Origin of the sequence: Pseudomonas sp. NBRC 111131, assembly GCF_001320525.1 — a bacterium.
Taxonomy (GTDB): Bacteria; Pseudomonadota; Gammaproteobacteria; order Pseudomonadales; family Pseudomonadaceae; genus Aquipseudomonas; species Aquipseudomonas ceruminis.
On record NZ_BCBH01000002.1, the window covers coordinates 58,250 to 75,683 of the forward strand.

The following is a 17,434-nucleotide window of genomic DNA, read 5'->3' on the forward strand; positions in this document are numbered from 1 at the left end:
TCAGGCGCCCAGCGCGTGGCGCAGGCGAGCTTCCAGTTGCACGGCGTCCAGGTCCTGACCAATGAGCACCAGGCGCGTGATGCGCGGCTCGTCGGCACGCCAGGCGCGGTCGAAGTGCTTGTCGAACCGAGTGCCTACTCCTTGGATCAGCAGACGCATCGGCTTGCCAGGGATCGCTGCAAACCCCTTGGCGCGCAGAATGCCGAACTCCACGACCAACTGAGTGAGGGCGTCGAGCAGCAGGGCCTCGTCGGCCTCGGGCAGGTCGATGGAAATGGAATCGAAGGCATCATGGTCATGGTCGTCATGATCGTCGCCGTCGTGGTGCGAATCATGGTGGGTACGGCGGCCGTCGATGTGTACCTCGGACTGCGCGCCGACCCCCAACAGCACATCCAGTGGCAGGCGGCCGCTGCTGGCCTCGATCACCTTCACCGCCGACGGCAGTTCTTCGGCAACCTCGGCGCGCACCTTGGCCAGGCCTTCGGCGTCGATCAGGTCGGCCTTGTTGAGCACCACCAGGTCGGCACTGGCCAACTGGTCGGCGAACAGTTCGTGCAGCGGTGATTCATGGTCCAGGTTGGGGTCAAGCTTGCGCTGCGCGTCGACCTGATCCGGGAAGGCGGCGAAGGTACCGGCGGCCACGGCCGGGCTGTCGACAACGGTGATCACGGCGTCGACGGTGCAGGCATTGCGAATTTCTGGCCATTGGAAAGCTTGCACCAGGGGCTTGGGCAGGGCCAGGCCGCTGGTTTCGATCAGGATGTGGTCAAGGTCGCCACGCCGGGCAACCAGTTCCCGCATGACCGGAAAGAACTCTTCCTGCACGGTGCAGCACAGGCAGCCGTTGGCCAACTCATACACTCGGCCAGTGGCCTCTTCTTCAGTACAGCCGATGCTGCACTGCTTGAGGATCTCACCGTCGATACCGAGCTCACCGAACTCGTTGACGATCACTGCAATACGGCGGCCCTGGGCATTATCGAGCATGTGCCGAAGCAAGGTGGTCTTGCCCGAGCCGAGGAAGCCGGTAACGATGGTGACGGGGAGCTTGGCCAGTGTTTTCATGTCGCGTTGCCCTTGGCAGGATGGCGCGGGCATGCGGGACGAAAGCCGCAGGCCAGGCTGGCCGGGCTCGTTCGCCACCGGATCACCCCGCCCGGTTGAGAGTCGAAATCGTCTCGAGGCAGGTCTCCTGGCTTGCACCGTCCCGGCCTGGTCGAACAAGGCCTGGTCGGATGACGCCTTCCCGCGCCAGGGCGCAGTGGCAGTGTCGATCCGTTGTCGGTGCTTACAGTTGCGGGGGCAGCCGCGGCTTGGACCGCGTTCCCGTCTTAGCTTCGGCGTGGCCGAAGAACCTCGAAGCGGCAAGGCTACGCGGGGGGTGGCGGGTGGTCAACTGTTGGCGCGCGCTGCGATTGACGCAACCCCTCCCCCGTGCTCTCCTTACACCTTGCGTTCAGGTGCCCCCACGGGGGTGAAACGGGAAACCGGTGCGTCGCAGGCCCTCGATCAGGGCCGGACAGAGCCGGTGCTGCCCCCGCAACGGTAAGCGAGCGAAGCGTCCAGACCACTGTGCCACGTCGTCCGGCATGGGAAGGGTGATGCTTTCCAAGAGCCCTGCTCTTCCTCGCAAGCCCGGAGACCGGCCTGGCGCTTATGAACACCCCGCGGTGGGCGGGCGCTGTCGCATTCCCCTGGGCCATCCGCATCCGGGGCTGCCGCGCTTGCCCGTTGCCCCTTAATAGAAGCAAGTAGAGGAACGCGACATGCCCGTCACCAGCGCCAAACACAGCATCGCCACCCCCGTCACCCTCAGCCAGCGCGTGGTTATTGCCTTCGGCGCCAGCCTGCTGGGCCTGTGCCTGATCTATTTCGCCGGCTTCTCGCACATCGAAGCGGTGCATAACGCCGCGCACGACACCCGTCACAGCGCCGCCTTCCCCTGCCACTGAGACCGCCCCATGATCAAGCGCATTGCCCGCACCGCCGGGTTCAGCGGCCTGCTTGCAGCCCTGTTGTTGACTCTGCTGCAAAGCTTCTGGGTCGCACCGTTGATCCTCCAGGCGGAAACCTATGAGTCGGCAGCCCCGGCCGCCGAGCATCACAGCCATGGCGAAGAGGCCGGTGGCCACGAGCACAACGACGAAGCCTGGTCGCCGGAAGACGGCTGGCAGCGCATCCTTTCGACCACCGGCGGTAATCTGGTCGTCGCGGTCGGCTTTGCCCTGATCCTGGCAGCCTTGTACAGCCTGCGCGAACCCAACCGCGTCACCACCGGCGCTCTCTGGGGCCTGGCCGGTTTTGCCGTGTTTTGCCTCGCGCCCACCCTTGGCCTGCCGCCGGAGTTGCCAGGCACCGCCGCCGCTGACCTCGGCCAGCGACAGAGCTGGTGGATCGGTACCGCTGCCGCGACTGCGCTCGGCCTGGCACTGTTGGTGTTCGCCCGGCATTGGTTGTTCAAGGTACTCGGTGCGGTTCTGCTGGTCGTGCCCCATGTGATCGGCGCGCCACAGCCAGACGTTCACCAAAGCCTGGCTCCCGAGGCACTGGAAACCCAGTTCAAGATCGCTTCATGGGTCACCAACGCGGCTTTCTGGCTGGCCCTGGGCTTGCTCAGCGCCTGGCTGTATCGCCGCTCCAGCCAGGCCTGATGGCCAGCGAATGCACCCAGCCGGCGCTATACGCCGGCTTCGGATGCCGACGCGGCTGCCCGCTGGAGGTCCTCGACACAGTGCTGCGCCAGGTTTTGAATCAGCAGGGTTTACCGCTCAGTGCCTTGCGTGGCATTGCCAGCATTGCCTTGAAAGCCGATGAGCCTGGCCTGCAGCAACTGGCCAAGCTCCACGATCTGCCGCTTGTGGCATTCGAGCCCAGCCGGTTGCAAACCTTCGAGCCTATGCTCAGTCACCGTTCTGCCGTGGCCTACGCCCACACAGGTTGCTGGGGCGTTGCCGAAAGCGCCGCATTGGCCATGGCCTACCACGCGCACGGCACCGCCATGCTGCTGGTACCGCGCCAATCGCTCGGCGCCGCTACCCTCGCCCTCGCCTGCGGCGGATAATCGCTACCTCTATTTACCTGCAAGGATTTCCCATGACGGTCTACTTCATCGGGGCCGGCCCCGGCGACCCCGAACTGATCACGGTCAAGGGCCAGCGCCTGATCCGCCAATGCCCGGTGATCATCTATGCCGGGTCCCTCGTGCCTGCCGCGGTGCTTGAAGGCCATCAGGCCGAGACGGTCATCAACAGTGCCGAACTGCACCTGGAACAGATCATCGCCGCCATGCGTGCGGCTCATGAAAAAGGCCAGGATGTTGCCCGCGTCCACAGTGGTGACCCTAGCCTGTATGGCGCTATCGGCGAACAGATCCGCCACCTGCGCGAACTGGCCATCGATTATCAGATCATCCCTGGGGTTACCGCCACTGCCGCCAGCGCCGCGCTGCTCGGCTGTGAGCTGACACTTCCGCAGGTGGCACAAACGGTCATCCTCACCCGTTACGGCGACAGCTCGCCCATGCCGGCGGGCGAGCAACTGGGCGACCTGGCCCGGCATGGCGCCACATTGGCCATTCACCTCGGGGTCAAGCACCTGGCGCGCATTGTCGATGAGTTGCTTGTCCATTACGGTCGTGACTGCCCGATCGCCGTGGTTCATCGCGCCACCTGGCCAGACCAGGACTGGGTGCGCGGCACCTTGGGCGATATCGTCGAGCGCGTCGCCACCAAGGATTTCCGGCGCACCGCGCTGATCCTCGTGGGCCATGTACTGGGCGACGCCCCATTCGCAAACTCGGCCCTGTACCGCGCTGGCCATGCTCACCTTTATCGGCCAGCGGACTGAACACTGCCAGACCGGCAGAAGCCGCAGGCCGACTGGCCCGCCCTGCCGGGGTGGGCCTGGCGCTACCTAAGCCGCGTCGAAAATGGCCGACCTATGCCTGATTTCGGGAATTTTGTAGGACTTTTCAACAAATCCGCCGTACTTGTTCTACAGATCTATACTCGCCATTATCAAGTGACCGGAATGGACGTATCGTGCTGCCCTGCAGACGCCCTTACAGCCATTTCCTGTTTAACCGCAGGAAACTGACCCCATTCCGACAGGAGCTAGCTTCATGACAACTGTGCTGATCGTCGACGATCACCCCATCGTTCGGCTTTCCCTGCGCCTGCTTCTCGAGCGTGAGCGCTTTCAGGTCGTTGGCGAACTCGGTGATGGCAGCGAAGTGACGCAAGTCGCCTCCAAACTGCGGCCTGATGTGGTCGTACTGGATATCGGCCTGCCAGGCCTGGATGGCATGGAGGTCATCAAGCGCCTGCAGTTGCTGGAGCCGGCACCGAAAATCATGGTGCTCACCGGGCAGGCTACAGACTTGTACGTGCGTCGCTGCCTGGATGCTGGCATCGGTGCCTTCGTGACCAAGGACGAAGATCATGAAGCCCTGATCTTTGCGTTGAAGGCGCTGGTCAAGGGGTATTCCACCTTTCCCCAGATGTCGGTCAACAGCAATACCCTCGACAGCGAACCCAAGCGCCTGGAAAGCCTGTCCAATCGAGAGATGGAAGTGCTGAGGCGTCTGGCCCGCGGCGAAAACAACAAGAACATCGGCGCGTGCATGAACCTTAGCGCCAAAACCATCAGCACATACCGTGGCCGCATCATGGATAAACTCAAGACTGAGTCATTGGTGGAAATGGTTGATCTGGCCAAGCGCAACAACGTCAATTGAACGTTTAGCCATGATCACACGCGTGCCGGTAGCCGTGCTCCTGGTCATGGCCCTGGCCTGCAGCTCGCTCGCCGCGCTTGCCGACAGCGAGCCACGGCACCTGCTGGCCCGCGCCGCCAGCGCGGCGCAACCCATGCAACTGGCCCCTGAAGACCGGCAATGGCTACAGCAGCGCAACGTGTTGCTACTGGGCAGCTCGCGTCCCGATTACCCGCCCTTCGAGATCAATGTCAGCCTGGCCGACTACGAAGGCCTCAGCGCCGATTATGCGGGGCTGATTGCCGAGCAGCTGGGCATACCGATTGAGGTCAGGCGCTTTTCCAGCCGCCAGGAAGCGATTACAGCCCTGCGTGAAGGCAAGATCGACTTGCTGGGTAGCTCCAACGGCTTCGAGGCGGCCGATGCCCACATCAGCCTCAGCCTTCCCTATGCTGATGATCTGCCCGTCATTGTCACCCGCGAAGGACGGACACTGAAAAACGACGCCGACCTTGCCGGCCTGCGCCTGGCGATGGTCGATCACTACCTGCCGGGTGAGTCCGCGCGCTCGCTTTACCCCAAGGCACAACTGAGCCTCTACCGCTCCACCCTGACCGGCCTGGCCGCAGTCGAAATGGGTGAGGCCGATGCCTACCTGGGCGATGCCATCAGTACCGACTTTCTGATCGGTAAGAGCTTCCAGGGTACGTTGAAGATCGACCATTTCTGCCAAGGGCCTGCAGGCAGCTTCTCCTTCGCCATGGCCAATGACAATGTACGCTTGCACCGTCTGGTGAATGCCGCGCTGGGCAGGATCACCGAAAGCGAGCGGCTGACTATTCTGCGCCGCTGGACCAGCGGCAACACCAGCTTGTTGCTCGAGCGCCGGCTGTCGGCCCTTACCGATGAGGAGCAGGCGTGGATAGCTCGCCATCCGAACGTCACGGTGCTGGTGGACACGGCGCTGGCCCCGCTCACCTTCAATGACGCCCAGCACCGCATAAGTGGTATTACCGTCGACCTGCTCAAGCAGATCAGTTTGCGTACCGGGTTACAGTTCCGGTTCATCGAGCGCGACAGCGTGCAAACCATGGTCGAACAGGTGGCACGTGGCGAGGCGCAGATGATCGGTGCCTTGGGCTACGGCAGCGAGCGCGCCACACATCTGCGCTACACCCGGCCCTACCTGGTCAGCCCCAGAGTATTGGTAACCCGCAACCAGCCTGCCTGGCCGCTGCTGACCCGCAGCCTACCTGGCCAGCGCATCGCCCTGCTGCATGGCTCGCACCTGCGCGAAGATGTGCAGGGGCGATACCCGGATGCACAGATCGTCGAGGTGAACAATCCGCTGGGCTTGATGGAAGCGGTGGCCAATGGCGACGCAGAAGTCGCGTACAGCAGCCACATCAACGCGTCGTACTACATCAGCCACGTATTCAAGGATCGATTGCGCATCGCCCGTGTGCTCGGCGATGAACAAGCCATCGCGGCTTTCGCCGTTACCCCCGGCGAGCCGCAGTTGCAGGCCATCCTGGACAAGGCGCTGCTGAGCATCCCCCCGGAAGAGCTGGATCAGTTGATCAATCGCTGGCGCACCAGCTCATTGGTCAGCGACAGCCCCTGGCGAAACTACCGCACGCTGGTGTTGCAGGTGCTGCTGTTGTCTGCCCTGCTGTTGGCGGGTGTGGTGTTCTGGAACAGTTACCTGCGCAAGCTCATCCATCAACGTACCGAGGCACAGCGCGCGCTGCAGGTGCAGTTGGCCCTCAGCCGTGGCCTGCTCGAACAGCTGCGCCAGGCCAAAGACGACGCCGAGCTCGCCAGCCAGACCAAGAGTACGTTCCTGGCCACCATGAGCCACGAGATCCGCACGCCCATGAATGCGGTGATCGGTCTGCTCGAATTGGCCCTGGAAGACAGCCGTGCCGGCCGCTGTGACCCCCTCACCCTGCATACCGCCTACGATTCGGCCATTGGCCTGCTTGGCCTGATTGGCGACATTCTCGATATTTCACGGGTCGAATCCGGGCACATGACCCTGCAACCTGTCGCCACCGACCTGGTCGAGCTGGTGCGCGGCACGGTGCGAGTGTTCGAGGGCAACGCGAGGACCAAGGGCCTGCACCTGCAAAGCGAGCTGCCCAACGGCTCAGCCTGGGTGCTGGCCGACCCGCTGCGCATCAAGCAAATCCTCTCCAACCTGCTGAGTAATGCCATCAAGTTCACCGAGCGAGGGGAGGTACATACGAGCCTGATGCTTACCCCAGCCAACGCTGGCAACCAGGTGCAGGTCGCGCTGTGCGTCCGGGATACAGGCGTTGGCATTGCCGCGGCCGACCAGGCTCGGTTGTTCAACGCCTTCGTTCAAGCCGAAGGCCCGCGGGCGCGCCAGGGCGCCGGCCTGGGCCTGGTGATCAGCCGTACGCTGGCCGAACTGATGGGCGGCACCGTGACCCTGCAAAGCGTTCAGGGCATCGGCACCAAGGTGCAGGTGCAATTGCTGCTATCGGTCTGCGAAGCACCCGCGCCCGATGAACACCACGCACCTGCCCAAGTAGGCGAACGCGGCCCGCTGGACATTCTGGTGGTCGATGACTACCCCGCCAACCTGCTGCTGCTGGAAAAACAGCTCACGACCCTGGGCCATCGCACCACCCTGGCGAAAAATGGCGAAGTTGCACTGGCCTGCTGGCAGAATGCGGCGTTCGACCTGGTGATTACCGATTGCAGCATGCCGGTCATGGACGGTCACGAACTGACCCGCAGAATTCGCCAACTGGAGCGCGAACGCGGGTTGCCCGGCTGCCGAATCCTCGGTGTCACCGCCAACGCCCAGGCCGAGGAACGCGAGCGTTGCCTGGCCAGCGGTATGGATGATTGCCTGTTCAAGCCGATCGGCCTGAACGCCCTCAAAGCACACCTGCCACAAGCAGGCGCTGACCCCAGCGCACCGGCCGCCAGGGCCAGCGGTTTCAACCTGAACGAACTCCGTCACCTGACCCAGGACGACGAGCAATTGGCTCGACGCCTGCTTGAGCAACTTGCGCAAAGTGCCAGTGAAGACCTTGCTGCTCTGTGCGCGCTCGGCGCCACCCCGGAAGGCAACGACCTGCGCCCCATCGTGCACCGTATCAAAGGTGGCGCCAAGATGCTCAGGGTGCGCGGCGTGGTGCGCGATTGCGAAGCCATTGAACAGGCCCACGCCCAGGGGATACCCACCGACGCCCTACGCCAGCAGCTCGAAACCAGCCTACGAACCTTGCTGCGCGAGCTGGCCGAAGCCCTCAGTGCAATTGAAGCGTCGAGTTGATCTGGCTGATGGCATCGACCACGTGCCGTGACCCCTGCTGGATCTCCATGATCACCGTACCGGCTTCGTTGGCCAAGGCAACCCCTCGCCCGGTCCGCGACAGGCTCGACTGCATGCTGGCCACCGCGGTAAGCGAAAGGTCGTGGTTCTGCCGCACCACATCAACGATCTCCAGCGTTGCCTTGCTGGTGCGCGCAGCCAGGTTGCGCACCTCGTCGGCGACCACGGCAAAGCCGCGACCATGCTCACCCGCGCGGGCTGCCTCGATGGCGGCATTGAGGGCTAGCAGGTTGGTCTGGTCAGCGATGCCGCGAATGGTCAGCACAATCTGCCCGATCACGTCCGACTGTTTGCTGACCGCGTCGATGCTACGCGCCGCGTCGTTGAGTTCCTGGGAAATCTGCTCGATCACCTGAACGGTCTGCTGCACCACTTCGGTACCTTTGCGCGCACAGGCATCGGTCTGTACCGAGCTGGCATGAGCCGCTTCGGCAGCGCTTTGCTGAGTACTGACCTGGGCAGTGATATCACTGGCGAACTTGACCACCTTGTACAACCGGCCTTTGTTATCGAAGATCGGGTTGTAGGAGGCCTCGAGGTACACCGTCTGGCCGTGCTTGTTGACCCGTTCGAAACGGTGAGCGTGATACTCGCCCCGGTTCAGCGAAGCCCAGAACTCACGGTAGCCAGCCGATTCTCGCTCGTGTGCATGGCAAAACAGCCCATGGTGGTCAGAAAGTTCTGGTTGGCTTTGATCACCCGCCCCTCTGGGCTGAATTCGACGACTGCCATGGAGCGGCCGATGGCGGTGAGCAAGCTCTTGCTTTCATGCTCATCCTTTACGCGCTGGCTGATATCGGCAGCCACCTTGATCACACTGGTGACCTGCAGGTGCTCATCGAGCACTGGCATGTAGCTGGCCTCCAGCCACACTTCGCGGCCTGCCTTGTCGACCCGTTCGAACGTGCCGCTGATGGCCTTGCCCTGCCCCAATTCGAGCCATAGCTCATGGTACTCGGCGCTTTTGCTGTAGGCCGGGTCGCAAAACAGCCGATGGTGCTTTCCGCGCAATTCTTCGACGCTGTAGCCCATCGCCTGACAGAAATGGGCGTTGGCGTCGAGAATGGTACCGTCAGGTGAGAACTCGATCATTGCCATGGAACGGCTGATCGCGGCCAGCTTGGCTTGCGCGTCGGCCAAGGCTTGGCGAGTGCGTTGAATCTCGATCAAATCTGACTTGCGGTGGAAGTCGAACATGGCGCCTGGGTCCTTTATGCGCGGGGTTTCCTGAGCATAGATCGGCGTTCTCGGCATGCAAGCACATTGCTATTGCTCGGCGATCAGGAACTCTCTCGCACCACCAGTTCAAAGCCCAGGTCCTGCTGCTCGGTGGCTACACGCTTGCCGTCGAGCAACGCCAGCAAGGCCAGTGCCGCGCCTCGCCCAACGGCAGCCCTGGGCGTGCGAATCGAGGTAAGCCGCGGGACCATGTGCGCCGAGGCGGGCAAATCATTGAAACCGACCATGGCCACCCGGCGAGGCACTTCAATGCCTTGACGCAGGGCTTGTAACACAGCCCCTTGGGCAAGGTCGTCGTTACAGAAGAAGATACCGTCCACATCCGGCGCCTGCGCCAGCAAGCGGGTGAACAGTTCACTGCCCAGCGCGATTGACGATGGTTGCGGTGCCAATACCTCCAGCTCGTTGGCAGCCAGGCCGGCCTCGGCCAGCGTCTGGCGGAAACCCTCTGCTCGCTGCATGACCCGTGGGTCGAGTTGCGCCGCGATGAACGCCAGGCGTCGCCGGCCCCGCTCGATCAGATGCCTGGCAGCAGCACGTCCGGCCTGCTGCTGGGAAAAGCCAACCGACAGCGCCCCCGCCTCGCCGCCCAGCTCCATCATGTGCACACAAGGAACACCGCTGGCCACCAGCATCTGCCGTGCGGCGTCGCTGCGATCGAAGCCGGTCAGCAGCATGCCGCACGGCTGGTAGGCCAGATAGTTGCGAATCAGGTTTTCTTCTTCGTCGTTGTCATAGTGATAGTTGCCGATCAACACCTCGAGCCCGCGTGGGCGCATCACTTCGTGGATAGCCTCCAGGGTGTCGATGAACAGCTGGTTGGACAACGACGGGATCAGCACCACGACCGACTGGCTGCGTGCAGACGCCAGCGCCCGCGCCGCCGGGTTGGCGACGTAACCCAGGCTCGCCGCTGCGGCAATGACCTTTTCCACCAGCGCCGGGGCAACAGTGCTGACACCACGCAGGGCGCGCGAAGCAGTAATCGGGGAAACCCCGGATAACCTGGCGACTTCCGCCAGAGTGGGACGACCGGTAGTACGAGAGCCTGAGCGGGACATGAATGTTGTAATTTTACTACTTGCCAAGGGATGTGAACGGCCACTAAGGTAGCGCTGTCTCAGGACGCAGGCAATGTAATCTTTGGTAGCGGCTACCCCATGCTCCCTGCCATGCGTCCATACTGCTTAACGATAAGATCAATAACACCGGGCAGATGGCGTTTCGTTCAGCACGAGACAGCGCTATCTCACCCCGCAGGAGGTACTGATGAATTCTTCGCTGTCCGCCATCGTGGTGATGGGCGTGGCTGGTTGCGGCAAAAGCTGCGTCGGCTCCGCCATTGCCGCCCGCAGCGGTGGTCGTCTGATTGAAGGCGACGCGTTCCACCCTGCCGAAAACATCCGCAAGATGAGCGCCGGCATCCCACTGGACGACACCGACCGTGCGGGCTGGCTGGTGCGTCTGGGCGAGGAACTGCAAGCCACCGTCAATGCCGGCGAGCGCCCGATCCTCACCTGTTCTGCGCTCAAACGCCGCTACCGCGACACGCTGCGCGAAGCGATGCCGGGGCTGGCCTTCGTGTTTCTGGAGCTGACCCCCGCCGAAGCGGAAAAACGCGTGCTCGCCCGCCCAGGCCATTTCATGCCGGCCAGCTTGATCGACAGCCAGTTCGCGGCCCTGGAGCCACCCCACGGTGAGCCCTTGACGCTCCCTCTTGACGCCACCCTGCCGATAACCGCCTTGGCCGAGAAGGTCGATGCCTGGCTAAAGCCACGCGGTGAGCGGACCCTGGCGCGGACTGCCTGAACCTGGCGGTCCTTCCGGCTCACCAAAGATAGCGCTACCTCGACGCCTGATGGCGGCAAAAGTTCAATTTAAGCAACGCCAAAAACAACGATAAGACCGAGGCATACACACCATGTTCGGACTGGCTACAGATACCTACCTGCTGCTCGACGCTCTGGTAACCATCGTCGGGCTGATCCTGCTGATCACCCATTTCAAAGTTCACCCCTTCGTCGCCCTAACCCTGGCGGCGGGCTTCCTCGGCCTGACCTCCGGCATGCCGGTGGCCAAGGTCATGAAGTCGTTCCAGGACGGGTTCGGTGGCGTGCTGGGCTTTGTCGGCATCGTCCTCGCGCTGGGTACCATGCTCGGCAAGCTGATGGCCGACTCCGGCGGCGCCGATCAGATCGCGCAAACCTTGATCCGCGCCTTTGGCAAGAAGAACGTGCACTGGGCCATGATGTTCGCCGCCTTCCTGGTTGGCATCCCGCTGTTCTTCGAAATTGGCTTTGTGCTGCTGATACCGCTGGTATTCATTGTCGCTCGACGTTCGGGCGTTTCCCTGATCAAGATCGGCATCCCGCTGCTGGCCGGGCTGTCTGTGGTGCATGGGCTGGTGCCACCGCATCCTGGGCCTTTGCTGGCGATTGGCATTTTCCACGCCGACATCGGCAAAACCATCTTTTACGGCCTGCTAATTGCGCTGCCTACGGCAATCATCGCCGGGCCGCTGTACGGCAACTTCATTGCCCGCTACATCCCCGGCAACCCCTCGCAGGCGCTGATGGACCAGATTGCCAAGGAATCCGACCAAAGCAACCTGCCCAGCTTCACCATCACGCTGGTCACCGTGCTGCTACCGGTGGCGTTGATGCTGCTCAAGACCTTTGCTGACGTAGTGCTGCCGGCCGAGCACATCATTCGTCAGTGGATGGACCTGATCGGGCACCCCATCACGGCCCTGCTCGCCGCCTTGCTGCTGGCGTTCTATACCTTCGGCTCGGCGCGGGGCTTCAACCGCCAGCAGATCATGAAAATGCTTGATCAGAGCCTGGCACCGACGGCAGCCATCGTGCTGATTGTCGGCGCGGGGGGCGGCTTCAAGCAGATGCTGGTAGATACCGGGGTCGGCAACGTGATCGGGCAGATGGCAGTGCAGGCGGAGATCTCGCCCATCATGCTCGCCTGGCTGGTGGCGGCGGTGATCCGCATCGCCACGGGCTCGGCGACAGTGGCGACCATTACCGGCGCTGGCATTGTCGCCCCGGTAATCGACTTGGTACCCGGGGTCAACCGCGAATTGCTGGTGCTGGCCACCGGCGCCGGGTCACTGATTCTGTCCCACGTGAACGATGCTGGCTTCTGGCTGGTGAAGCAGTACTTCAACATGACCGTGGCTGAAACCTTCAAGACCTGGAGCATGATGGAGACCATTCTTTCAGTGGTCGGCATCCTCTTCATCATGTTGCTGTCGATGGTGGTGTGACCGCTGATCGGGGTAATGGCACCTTGTCGTTGCGGGTAGGGCCGAACAGTAATACCGCCCTACCTCGCAAAGGAGACTGCCCCATGATTCGATCAACCCTGCTGCTCGCCGCCCTGCTTGCTTCGCCGCTGGCCCTGGCGGTCGGCACCGGCCCGACCTACCCCGACGACCCACACAATCCGGCTCCTCAGCCGGGGGTCGACAGCACGCTCAACCCAATCGAAAAGCCTATGCCTCGGGATACTGACCCACGGATCCAGGGTAACGACCCGGAGAGTCCACCCGCCCGGCAGAATGACAACCGCGACCTGCCCGGGATGGATGGCAGTGGCTCGGAAGGCAGCGCAGGGTCGGGGGCTGCCGAGGGCGGCCGCAGCCAATAGGCATCAAGGCGCCCTAGCGCCCCAAACTCGACACGCCAGGGGCCAGCGGCACTGGCTAGTAATCGAACCGGTCCACCGCGCGCCGCCGTTCGTTGTCATCCCGCCGGTCATAACTGGCAGTGGTCTGGATATTGGCATGGTGGGCCAGCTTCTGCGCAATCGACAGGTCATGCTCCTCGATTACCCGGGTGATGAATGCCCGGCGGAAATCATGGGGCATGATCTTCACCCCGACTTGTGCCCCCCGTTGGCGTGCGATGTAGTAAATCGCATGCTTGGTGATGCGCGCGCGGGTGATGTGGTTGCCCCGGCGGATGCGGTTGAACAGGAACGGATCGTCCGATGCGCCCTCAGGCAAGGCCTCGCGACGCAGGTCCAACCAGGCCTGAAGCTTTTCAAAAGCCCAGGCCGGGGCGTACTTGATCAACTGCCGGTTGCCCTTGCCCAGCACTTGAAGGCAGCGTGCTTCGAAGTCTACCTGGTCAAGGTCTATGTCCACTGACTCTGACTTGCGCATGCCCGTGCCGTACAGCAAGGCGATGATCGCCGCATCACGTACGCCCTGGGGACGTGGGTCAGCAGCGCACACGTCCATCAATTCACGGATCAGGCTGCGGCGCAGGTTGCGCCCAGGCGGCAGGCGGCTGCCCGTTGCCGGTTTGACTTCCCGGATACGCAGCAACTGCTCGTGGCCGATGAGGCCTTGGCGCCAGGCTTCGTTCATTACCCCGCGTACAGCGTTCACATAAAGTGATGAACTGTTGGGGGCGTAGCCGTCGGCGCGCAGGGCCGCTACCAGGGCAATCACCTGACCCGGCTCCAGCCGATGCCATGGCACGTCGACCAGGTTGCAATCGACGAAACCAAGCCGGTCGGCGGCGTCCTGAAGGATATAGCGCATGGTCTGCTGGCTGGAGGGGGCCAGCCGTGCCAGGTACTGCAACAGCGGATTTTGTGAAAGGTCGGACAAAACGTGAATCCTGTAGCGAAGCCTGGCGCGAGCGATAGCCTCCAGGCGTGAAGCGAACAATGCCATTACCTTGATTTTTCAAGGGATTTGACACGGGCATGAGCCGAAATGTTATCCCATAGGCTATCGTGGTAGCCATGACTCCCTGTCGATGAGACTCCATGGCCCTTCACTGTCTGACGCGTACCCATCCCCGCCTGAGCATCGCCGCGCTGGTCGGCATCAGCGGCGCCTGGCTGATCCCGGCTGCCGACATCATCCAGCATATCCTGGCCGGCTGGAACCTGGGGGTGTGGCTGTACCTGGTGCTGGTGCTATGGCTGACGTGCCGGGCGACGCCCGACCGGGTTCGTAACGTTGCCCAGGTGGAGGACGAAAACGCCGGCCTGGTGCTGTTCACCGTCAGCATTGCCGCTGTTGCCAGCCTTGCGGCGGTGACGCTGCAACTGGTGTCCAGCCTTGGCCTGCAGGGCAACGCCCTGGCGCTGCACTACCTTTACACCGGTTTGACAGTGGCGGGCTCCTGGTTGCTGATCGGCTGCATCTTCAGCCTGCACTACGCTCGGCTGTTCTATACCAGCAACGGGCGCGAACCTGTGCTGCGCTTCGCCGACGGCGAACGCAACCCCGATTACTGGGACTTCCATTACTTCTCGTTCACCATCAGCGTTGCCGTGCAAACATCCGACGTTGGCGTCGCAGGCCGAGGCATGCGCCGGGTGGTGCTGGCCCATTCACTGATCGGGTTCATCTTCAATACAGCGATTATCGGGTTCACCATCAATATCGCCGCCGGCCTGCTCGGCTAGCACGCGCCGCTCGTCCGAAAATGTCGTGCGTCAAACCGGGGTTAAAAATAGCAGAGCCGAGCATCAGGATTACTGCCGCTGTGCAGAGAAAACGTTTGCCACGCCATTTGCTGCCAAACGGCGTCCAAGAGCGATGTGTGAACGGCGTCATGCATCAGTACATCGGTCTGGTTTTCACCGCAGCGCTGCCCAGCCAGGTGCTATGGTTAGTTTCCCGGCGGCCGTGCTCGCGGCCAACCAATCACCGCGTCCAGGCATGGACAAGGAGGCTGGCATGAACAAGATGACGTTCCCCAACGCCTGCCAGGTGATGCGCTGGCACTTCCACCCGCTGGGCTTCGAAGCCAGCATGGATGCGCCGCGCAGCATGATTGCCCGCCTGTTCGACAGGGCCACGGGCGAGACCTTGCTGGCCATTGCCGGTATCCCGTGCACCTCCATCATGGCGGCGGCGGATGTCGAACGCATCATCGAGGCTGTCGAGGCTGAGATGGATGCCTTTCTGCCCGCCTTCGTCCTGCGTGACGCCGGTTAAGCCAACGCGTCGGCACCGGCGTGCAACGCCTGCAATGTCCCCATGAACTGCTCGGCTGGCACCGGCTGGCCGAGTAAATAGCCTTGCAGCGAATCGCAGCCCAAGCGGGTCAGAAAATCCTGCTGGCGGTCGGTTTCCACCCCTTCGGCCACGATACGCAGCCCCAAGGCCTGACCCAGCGCGACAATCGCCGAGACGATTGCGGCATCGTCGCTGTCATGCTCAAGGTCACGCACGAAGCCGCGGTCGATCTTCAGTTCATTGGCGGGCAAGCGCTTGAGGTACATCAAGCTGGAATAACCAGTCCCGAAATCGTCGATCGACAGGTCCACCCCCATGTCGGACAAACGCTGCAATACCGTCAGGCTGGCATCGGCATCATGCATCGCCGTGGTTTCGGTGATTTCCAAGGTCAGGTGGTTCGCCGGCAAGCCGCTATCGTGCAATGCGCGGGCAACACTGTCGACGAGGCCGGCGTGACAGAACTGAATGGCAGACAGGTTGACCGCCATACGCCATTGCAGGTGCCCTTGGTCCAGCCACTGACGCATCTGCCGGCAGGCTTCGTCCAGTACCCACTCACCAATCGGGATGATCAGGCCGGTCTTCTCCGCCAAGCCTATGAAACGATCCGGCAACAGCAGGCCATGCTGTGGGTGCTCCCAGCGCAGCAACGCCTCGGCGCCGATCGGCTGGCACGCCTGGGCGTCGAACTTGGGTTGGTAGTGCAAGCGGAACTGGCGCTGTTCAAGGGCCATGCGCAGGTCTTGCAGCAGTTGCAGCTGCTGGCGGGCGTTACTGTTCATCGAGACATCGAAGAAACTGTAGCCGTTCTTGCCGCCGCTTTTGGCGTGGTACATGGCGGCATCGGCGTTGCGTAGCAACTCCTGCTGGTCCTGGCCGTTACCGGGGTACAGGACAATACCCAGGCTCGCAGTCAATTGCAGGTCATGCTCGGCCACGCGGAACGCCCGCGACACCAGGTTGACCTGCTTGACGGCCACATCCATGGCGTCGTCCGGCTCCTGCAGTTCCACCAGCAATACGAACTCGTCGCCGCCAATGCGTGCCAGGGTGTCCTGACTGTGCAGGTGGCCACGCAAACGTGCAGCTACCGCCTTGAGCAGCAGATCGCCGACATGGTGACCAAACGCGTCATTGACCGGTTTGAAACCATCCAGATCGATGAACATCAGCGCAAAACAACCGCCCTGCTCTGCCACCTTGCCAATCGCCTGCTCGATGCGGTCGGACAGCAGCGTGCGGTTCGGCAACCCTGTCAAGGTGTCATGCAAAGCCAGCTGGGTCAGCTCTTGGTTGGCCAGGGTAAGCGAACGGGCCAGTTCCGCAGTGCGGGCCTCCAGGCGAGCGTCCAGCACCGACGTCAGCAACGCCACCGCGAGTACCGCCAAGGTGGTGATGAGCACCAGATAGACCAGGCCCTCGCCTCGCAAGCCACCCGCCAGGGCACCGCAGAAGCTGCCCTCAGGGAAGTTCGCCGCGGCCATGCCGGTATAGTGCATGCCGACGATGGCAAGCCCCATCAGCACCGCCGCCATGCCACGGATCTGCCGGACATAGGGCGTGTGCTGGCGCAGGCGGAAGGCGATCCACAAGGCGGCCGCCGATGCACCCACGGCGATGGCCAGCGACGCCCCGAACAGTCCCGGGTCGTAATCGATCCCCGGGAGCATGCGCAGCGCCGCCATGCCGGTGTAGTGCATGCAGGCGATACCGGCGCCCATGACCAGCGCGCCAAAGGCCAGCTGCAACAGCGGCAGGCGTGGCTGACTCACCAACCATAGGGCGAACCCTGACGACAGTATGGCGATAAGTAATGAAAATGCGGTGAGGCCAATGTCGTAGCCCAGATCCACCGGCAGGCTGAAGGCGAGCATGCCGATGAAGTGCATCGACCACACCCCTATCCCCATCGCCAATGCCCCCCCGCCCATCCAGAGGTAGACGGCCCGGCCCTTGGCCGTGGCAATGCGGCCGGACAGGTCAAGGGCGGTATAGGAGGCAAGAATGGCCACGCACAGTGAAATCAACACCAGCGAAGAGGAGTAACTACCGGTCAGCATTGGAAGTTCCAGCGTCGGGACAGGGGGCCCGCGAAAAGCTGACGATTGTACTC

At 62.6% G+C, this 17,434-nt stretch carries 17 protein-coding genes, 1 pseudogene and 2 riboswitches; of the genes and pseudogenes, 11 read left to right on the forward strand and 7 right to left on the reverse strand.

Annotated elements, in window-relative coordinates:
* Window positions 1-1,068 (reverse strand): cobalamin biosynthesis protein CobW, encoded by a 1,068-nt coding sequence (gene cobW, locus APH34_RS02380; RefSeq protein WP_054899572.1) that lies wholly within the window; start codon window positions 1,066-1,068, stop codon window positions 1-3.
* A gap of 99 nt (window positions 1,069-1,167) precedes the next feature.
* Window positions 1,168-1,377, reverse strand: a riboswitch (cobalamin riboswitch).
* Between the two features lie 67 nt (window positions 1,378-1,444).
* A riboswitch (cobalamin riboswitch) is annotated at window positions 1,445-1,669 on the forward strand.
* Between the two features lie 100 nt (window positions 1,670-1,769).
* Between cobW and APH34_RS02385 the strand changes: the two genes are divergently transcribed.
* The 6 genes from APH34_RS02385 to APH34_RS02410 all read left to right on the forward strand — a co-directional run bounded on the left by APH34_RS02385 (window position 1,770) and on the right by APH34_RS02410 (window position 8,027).
* Window positions 1,770-1,955 carry a CbtB-domain containing protein gene (locus APH34_RS02385; protein ID WP_054899573.1) on the forward strand — a complete coding sequence of 62 codons (186 nt, stop codon included), beginning with the start codon at window positions 1,770-1,772 and terminating at the stop codon, window positions 1,953-1,955.
* A gap of 9 nt (window positions 1,956-1,964) precedes the next feature.
* Window positions 1,965-2,654, forward strand: a complete 690-nt coding sequence (locus APH34_RS02390; RefSeq protein ID WP_054899574.1) for a CbtA family protein — start codon at window positions 1,965-1,967, stop codon at window positions 2,652-2,654.
* Window positions 2,654-3,064, forward strand: coding sequence for a cobalamin biosynthesis protein (locus APH34_RS02395; RefSeq protein ID WP_054899575.1), 411 nt, complete (start codon window positions 2,654-2,656; stop codon window positions 3,062-3,064). Before APH34_RS02390 ends, APH34_RS02395 begins: the two co-directional genes overlap by 1 nt.
* Window positions 3,065-3,096: 32 nt before the next feature.
* Window positions 3,097-3,849: a precorrin-4 C(11)-methyltransferase gene (gene cobM, locus APH34_RS02400; protein WP_054899576.1), complete on the forward strand. Its 753-nt coding sequence runs from the start codon at window positions 3,097-3,099 to the stop codon at window positions 3,847-3,849.
* Window positions 3,850-4,123: 274 nt separating this feature from the next.
* Window positions 4,124-4,738: a response regulator transcription factor gene (locus APH34_RS02405; RefSeq protein ID WP_054899577.1), complete on the forward strand. Its 615-nt coding sequence runs from the start codon at window positions 4,124-4,126 to the stop codon at window positions 4,736-4,738.
* 10 nt (window positions 4,739-4,748) lie between these two features.
* The gene (locus tag APH34_RS02410; protein ID WP_371263288.1) at window positions 4,749-8,027 is read left to right on the forward strand and encodes a transporter substrate-binding domain-containing protein; all 3,279 of its coding nucleotides are present in this window, start codon (window positions 4,749-4,751) and stop codon (window positions 8,025-8,027) included.
* On the opposite strand, the gene APH34_RS29865 is transcribed toward APH34_RS02410, so the two are convergent.
* The 4 genes and pseudogenes from APH34_RS29865 to APH34_RS02420 all read right to left on the reverse strand — a co-directional run bounded on the left by APH34_RS29865 (window position 8,002) and on the right by APH34_RS02420 (window position 10,387).
* The gene (locus tag APH34_RS29865; RefSeq protein WP_371263292.1) at window positions 8,002-8,574 is read right to left on the reverse strand and encodes a methyl-accepting chemotaxis protein; all 573 of its coding nucleotides are present in this window, start codon (window positions 8,572-8,574) and stop codon (window positions 8,002-8,004) included. The genes APH34_RS02410 and APH34_RS29865 overlap by 26 nt on opposite strands.
* Before the next feature lie 12 nt (window positions 8,575-8,586).
* Window positions 8,587-8,748 (reverse strand): annotated as a pseudogene (locus APH34_RS30250) (PAS domain-containing protein); the annotation flags it as partial.
* A complete protein-coding gene (locus APH34_RS29870) occupies window positions 8,688-9,284 on the reverse strand; it encodes a PAS domain S-box protein (RefSeq protein WP_256215513.1) in 597 nt (198 codons plus the stop codon). The gene APH34_RS29870 and the pseudogene APH34_RS30250, both read right to left, overlap by 61 nt.
* Window positions 9,285-9,367: 83 nt before the next feature.
* On the reverse strand, window positions 9,368-10,387 hold the full coding sequence (locus APH34_RS02420) for a LacI family DNA-binding transcriptional regulator (RefSeq protein ID WP_054899578.1): 1,020 nt from the start codon (window positions 10,385-10,387) through the stop codon (window positions 9,368-9,370).
* Between the two features lie 208 nt (window positions 10,388-10,595).
* Between APH34_RS02420 and APH34_RS02425 the strand changes: the two genes are divergently transcribed.
* From APH34_RS02425 to APH34_RS02435, 3 genes are all read left to right on the forward strand, one after another.
* Window positions 10,596-11,135 carry a gluconokinase gene (locus APH34_RS02425; protein WP_054899579.1) on the forward strand — a complete coding sequence of 180 codons (540 nt, stop codon included), beginning with the start codon at window positions 10,596-10,598 and terminating at the stop codon, window positions 11,133-11,135.
* Window positions 11,136-11,247: 112 nt separating this feature from the next.
* Window positions 11,248-12,600: a GntP family permease gene (locus tag APH34_RS02430; protein WP_054899580.1), complete on the forward strand. Its 1,353-nt coding sequence runs from the start codon at window positions 11,248-11,250 to the stop codon at window positions 12,598-12,600.
* An 83-nt stretch (window positions 12,601-12,683) separates the two neighbouring features.
* Window positions 12,684-12,983: a hypothetical protein gene (locus APH34_RS02435; RefSeq protein ID WP_054899581.1), complete on the forward strand. Its 300-nt coding sequence runs from the start codon at window positions 12,684-12,686 to the stop codon at window positions 12,981-12,983.
* Between the two features lie 55 nt (window positions 12,984-13,038).
* On the opposite strand, the gene xerC is transcribed toward APH34_RS02435, so the two are convergent.
* A complete protein-coding gene (xerC, locus tag APH34_RS02440) occupies window positions 13,039-13,953 on the reverse strand; it encodes a tyrosine recombinase XerC (RefSeq protein WP_054899582.1) in 915 nt (304 codons plus the stop codon).
* A 161-nt stretch (window positions 13,954-14,114) separates the two neighbouring features.
* Here xerC and APH34_RS02445 point away from each other — a divergent pair, with 161 nt between their 5' ends.
* Window positions 14,115-14,762 (forward strand): DUF1345 domain-containing protein, encoded by a 648-nt coding sequence (locus APH34_RS02445; protein WP_054899583.1) that lies wholly within the window; start codon window positions 14,115-14,117, stop codon window positions 14,760-14,762.
* Between the two features lie 274 nt (window positions 14,763-15,036).
* Window positions 15,037-15,297, forward strand: a complete 261-nt coding sequence (locus tag APH34_RS02450; RefSeq protein ID WP_054899584.1) for a DUF1652 domain-containing protein — start codon at window positions 15,037-15,039, stop codon at window positions 15,295-15,297.
* On the opposite strand, the gene APH34_RS02455 is transcribed toward APH34_RS02450, so the two are convergent.
* Window positions 15,294-17,381 carry a bifunctional diguanylate cyclase/phosphodiesterase gene (locus APH34_RS02455; RefSeq protein ID WP_054899585.1) on the reverse strand — a complete coding sequence of 696 codons (2,088 nt, stop codon included), beginning with the start codon at window positions 17,379-17,381 and terminating at the stop codon, window positions 15,294-15,296. The two genes, APH34_RS02450 and APH34_RS02455, sit on opposite strands and share 4 nt — an antisense overlap.
* Window positions 17,382-17,434: the final 53 nt, after the last annotated feature.

What these genes read in the sequence shown, in the direction of transcription:
- cobW (WP_054899572.1), bottom strand. Translation starts at nt 1,068, where the DNA reads ATGAAAACACTGGCCAAGCTCCCCGTCACCATCGTTACCGGCTTCCTC.
- APH34_RS02385 (WP_054899573.1), top strand. Translation starts at nt 1,770, where the DNA reads ATGCCCGTCACCAGCGCCAAACACAGCATCGCCACCCCCGTCACCCTC.
- APH34_RS02390 (WP_054899574.1), top strand. Translation starts at nt 1,965, where the DNA reads ATGATCAAGCGCATTGCCCGCACCGCCGGGTTCAGCGGCCTGCTTGCA.
- APH34_RS02395 (WP_054899575.1), top strand. Translation starts at nt 2,654, where the DNA reads ATGGCCAGCGAATGCACCCAGCCGGCGCTATACGCCGGCTTCGGATGC.
- cobM (WP_054899576.1), top strand. Translation starts at nt 3,097, where the DNA reads ATGACGGTCTACTTCATCGGGGCCGGCCCCGGCGACCCCGAACTGATC.
- APH34_RS02405 (WP_054899577.1), top strand. Translation starts at nt 4,124, where the DNA reads ATGACAACTGTGCTGATCGTCGACGATCACCCCATCGTTCGGCTTTCC.
- APH34_RS02410 (WP_371263288.1), top strand. Translation starts at nt 4,749, where the DNA reads ATGATCACACGCGTGCCGGTAGCCGTGCTCCTGGTCATGGCCCTGGCC.
- APH34_RS29870 (WP_256215513.1), bottom strand. Translation starts at nt 9,284, where the DNA reads ATGTTCGACTTCCACCGCAAGTCAGATTTGATCGAGATTCAACGCACT.
- APH34_RS02420 (WP_054899578.1), bottom strand. Translation starts at nt 10,387, where the DNA reads ATGTCCCGCTCAGGCTCTCGTACTACCGGTCGTCCCACTCTGGCGGAA.
- APH34_RS02425 (WP_054899579.1), top strand. Translation starts at nt 10,596, where the DNA reads ATGAATTCTTCGCTGTCCGCCATCGTGGTGATGGGCGTGGCTGGTTGC.
- APH34_RS02430 (WP_054899580.1), top strand. Translation starts at nt 11,248, where the DNA reads ATGTTCGGACTGGCTACAGATACCTACCTGCTGCTCGACGCTCTGGTA.
- APH34_RS02435 (WP_054899581.1), top strand. Translation starts at nt 12,684, where the DNA reads ATGATTCGATCAACCCTGCTGCTCGCCGCCCTGCTTGCTTCGCCGCTG.
- APH34_RS02445 (WP_054899583.1), top strand. Translation starts at nt 14,115, where the DNA reads ATGGCCCTTCACTGTCTGACGCGTACCCATCCCCGCCTGAGCATCGCC.
- APH34_RS02450 (WP_054899584.1), top strand. Translation starts at nt 15,037, where the DNA reads ATGAACAAGATGACGTTCCCCAACGCCTGCCAGGTGATGCGCTGGCAC.
- APH34_RS02455 (WP_054899585.1), bottom strand. Translation starts at nt 17,381, where the DNA reads ATGCTGACCGGTAGTTACTCCTCTTCGCTGGTGTTGATTTCACTGTGC.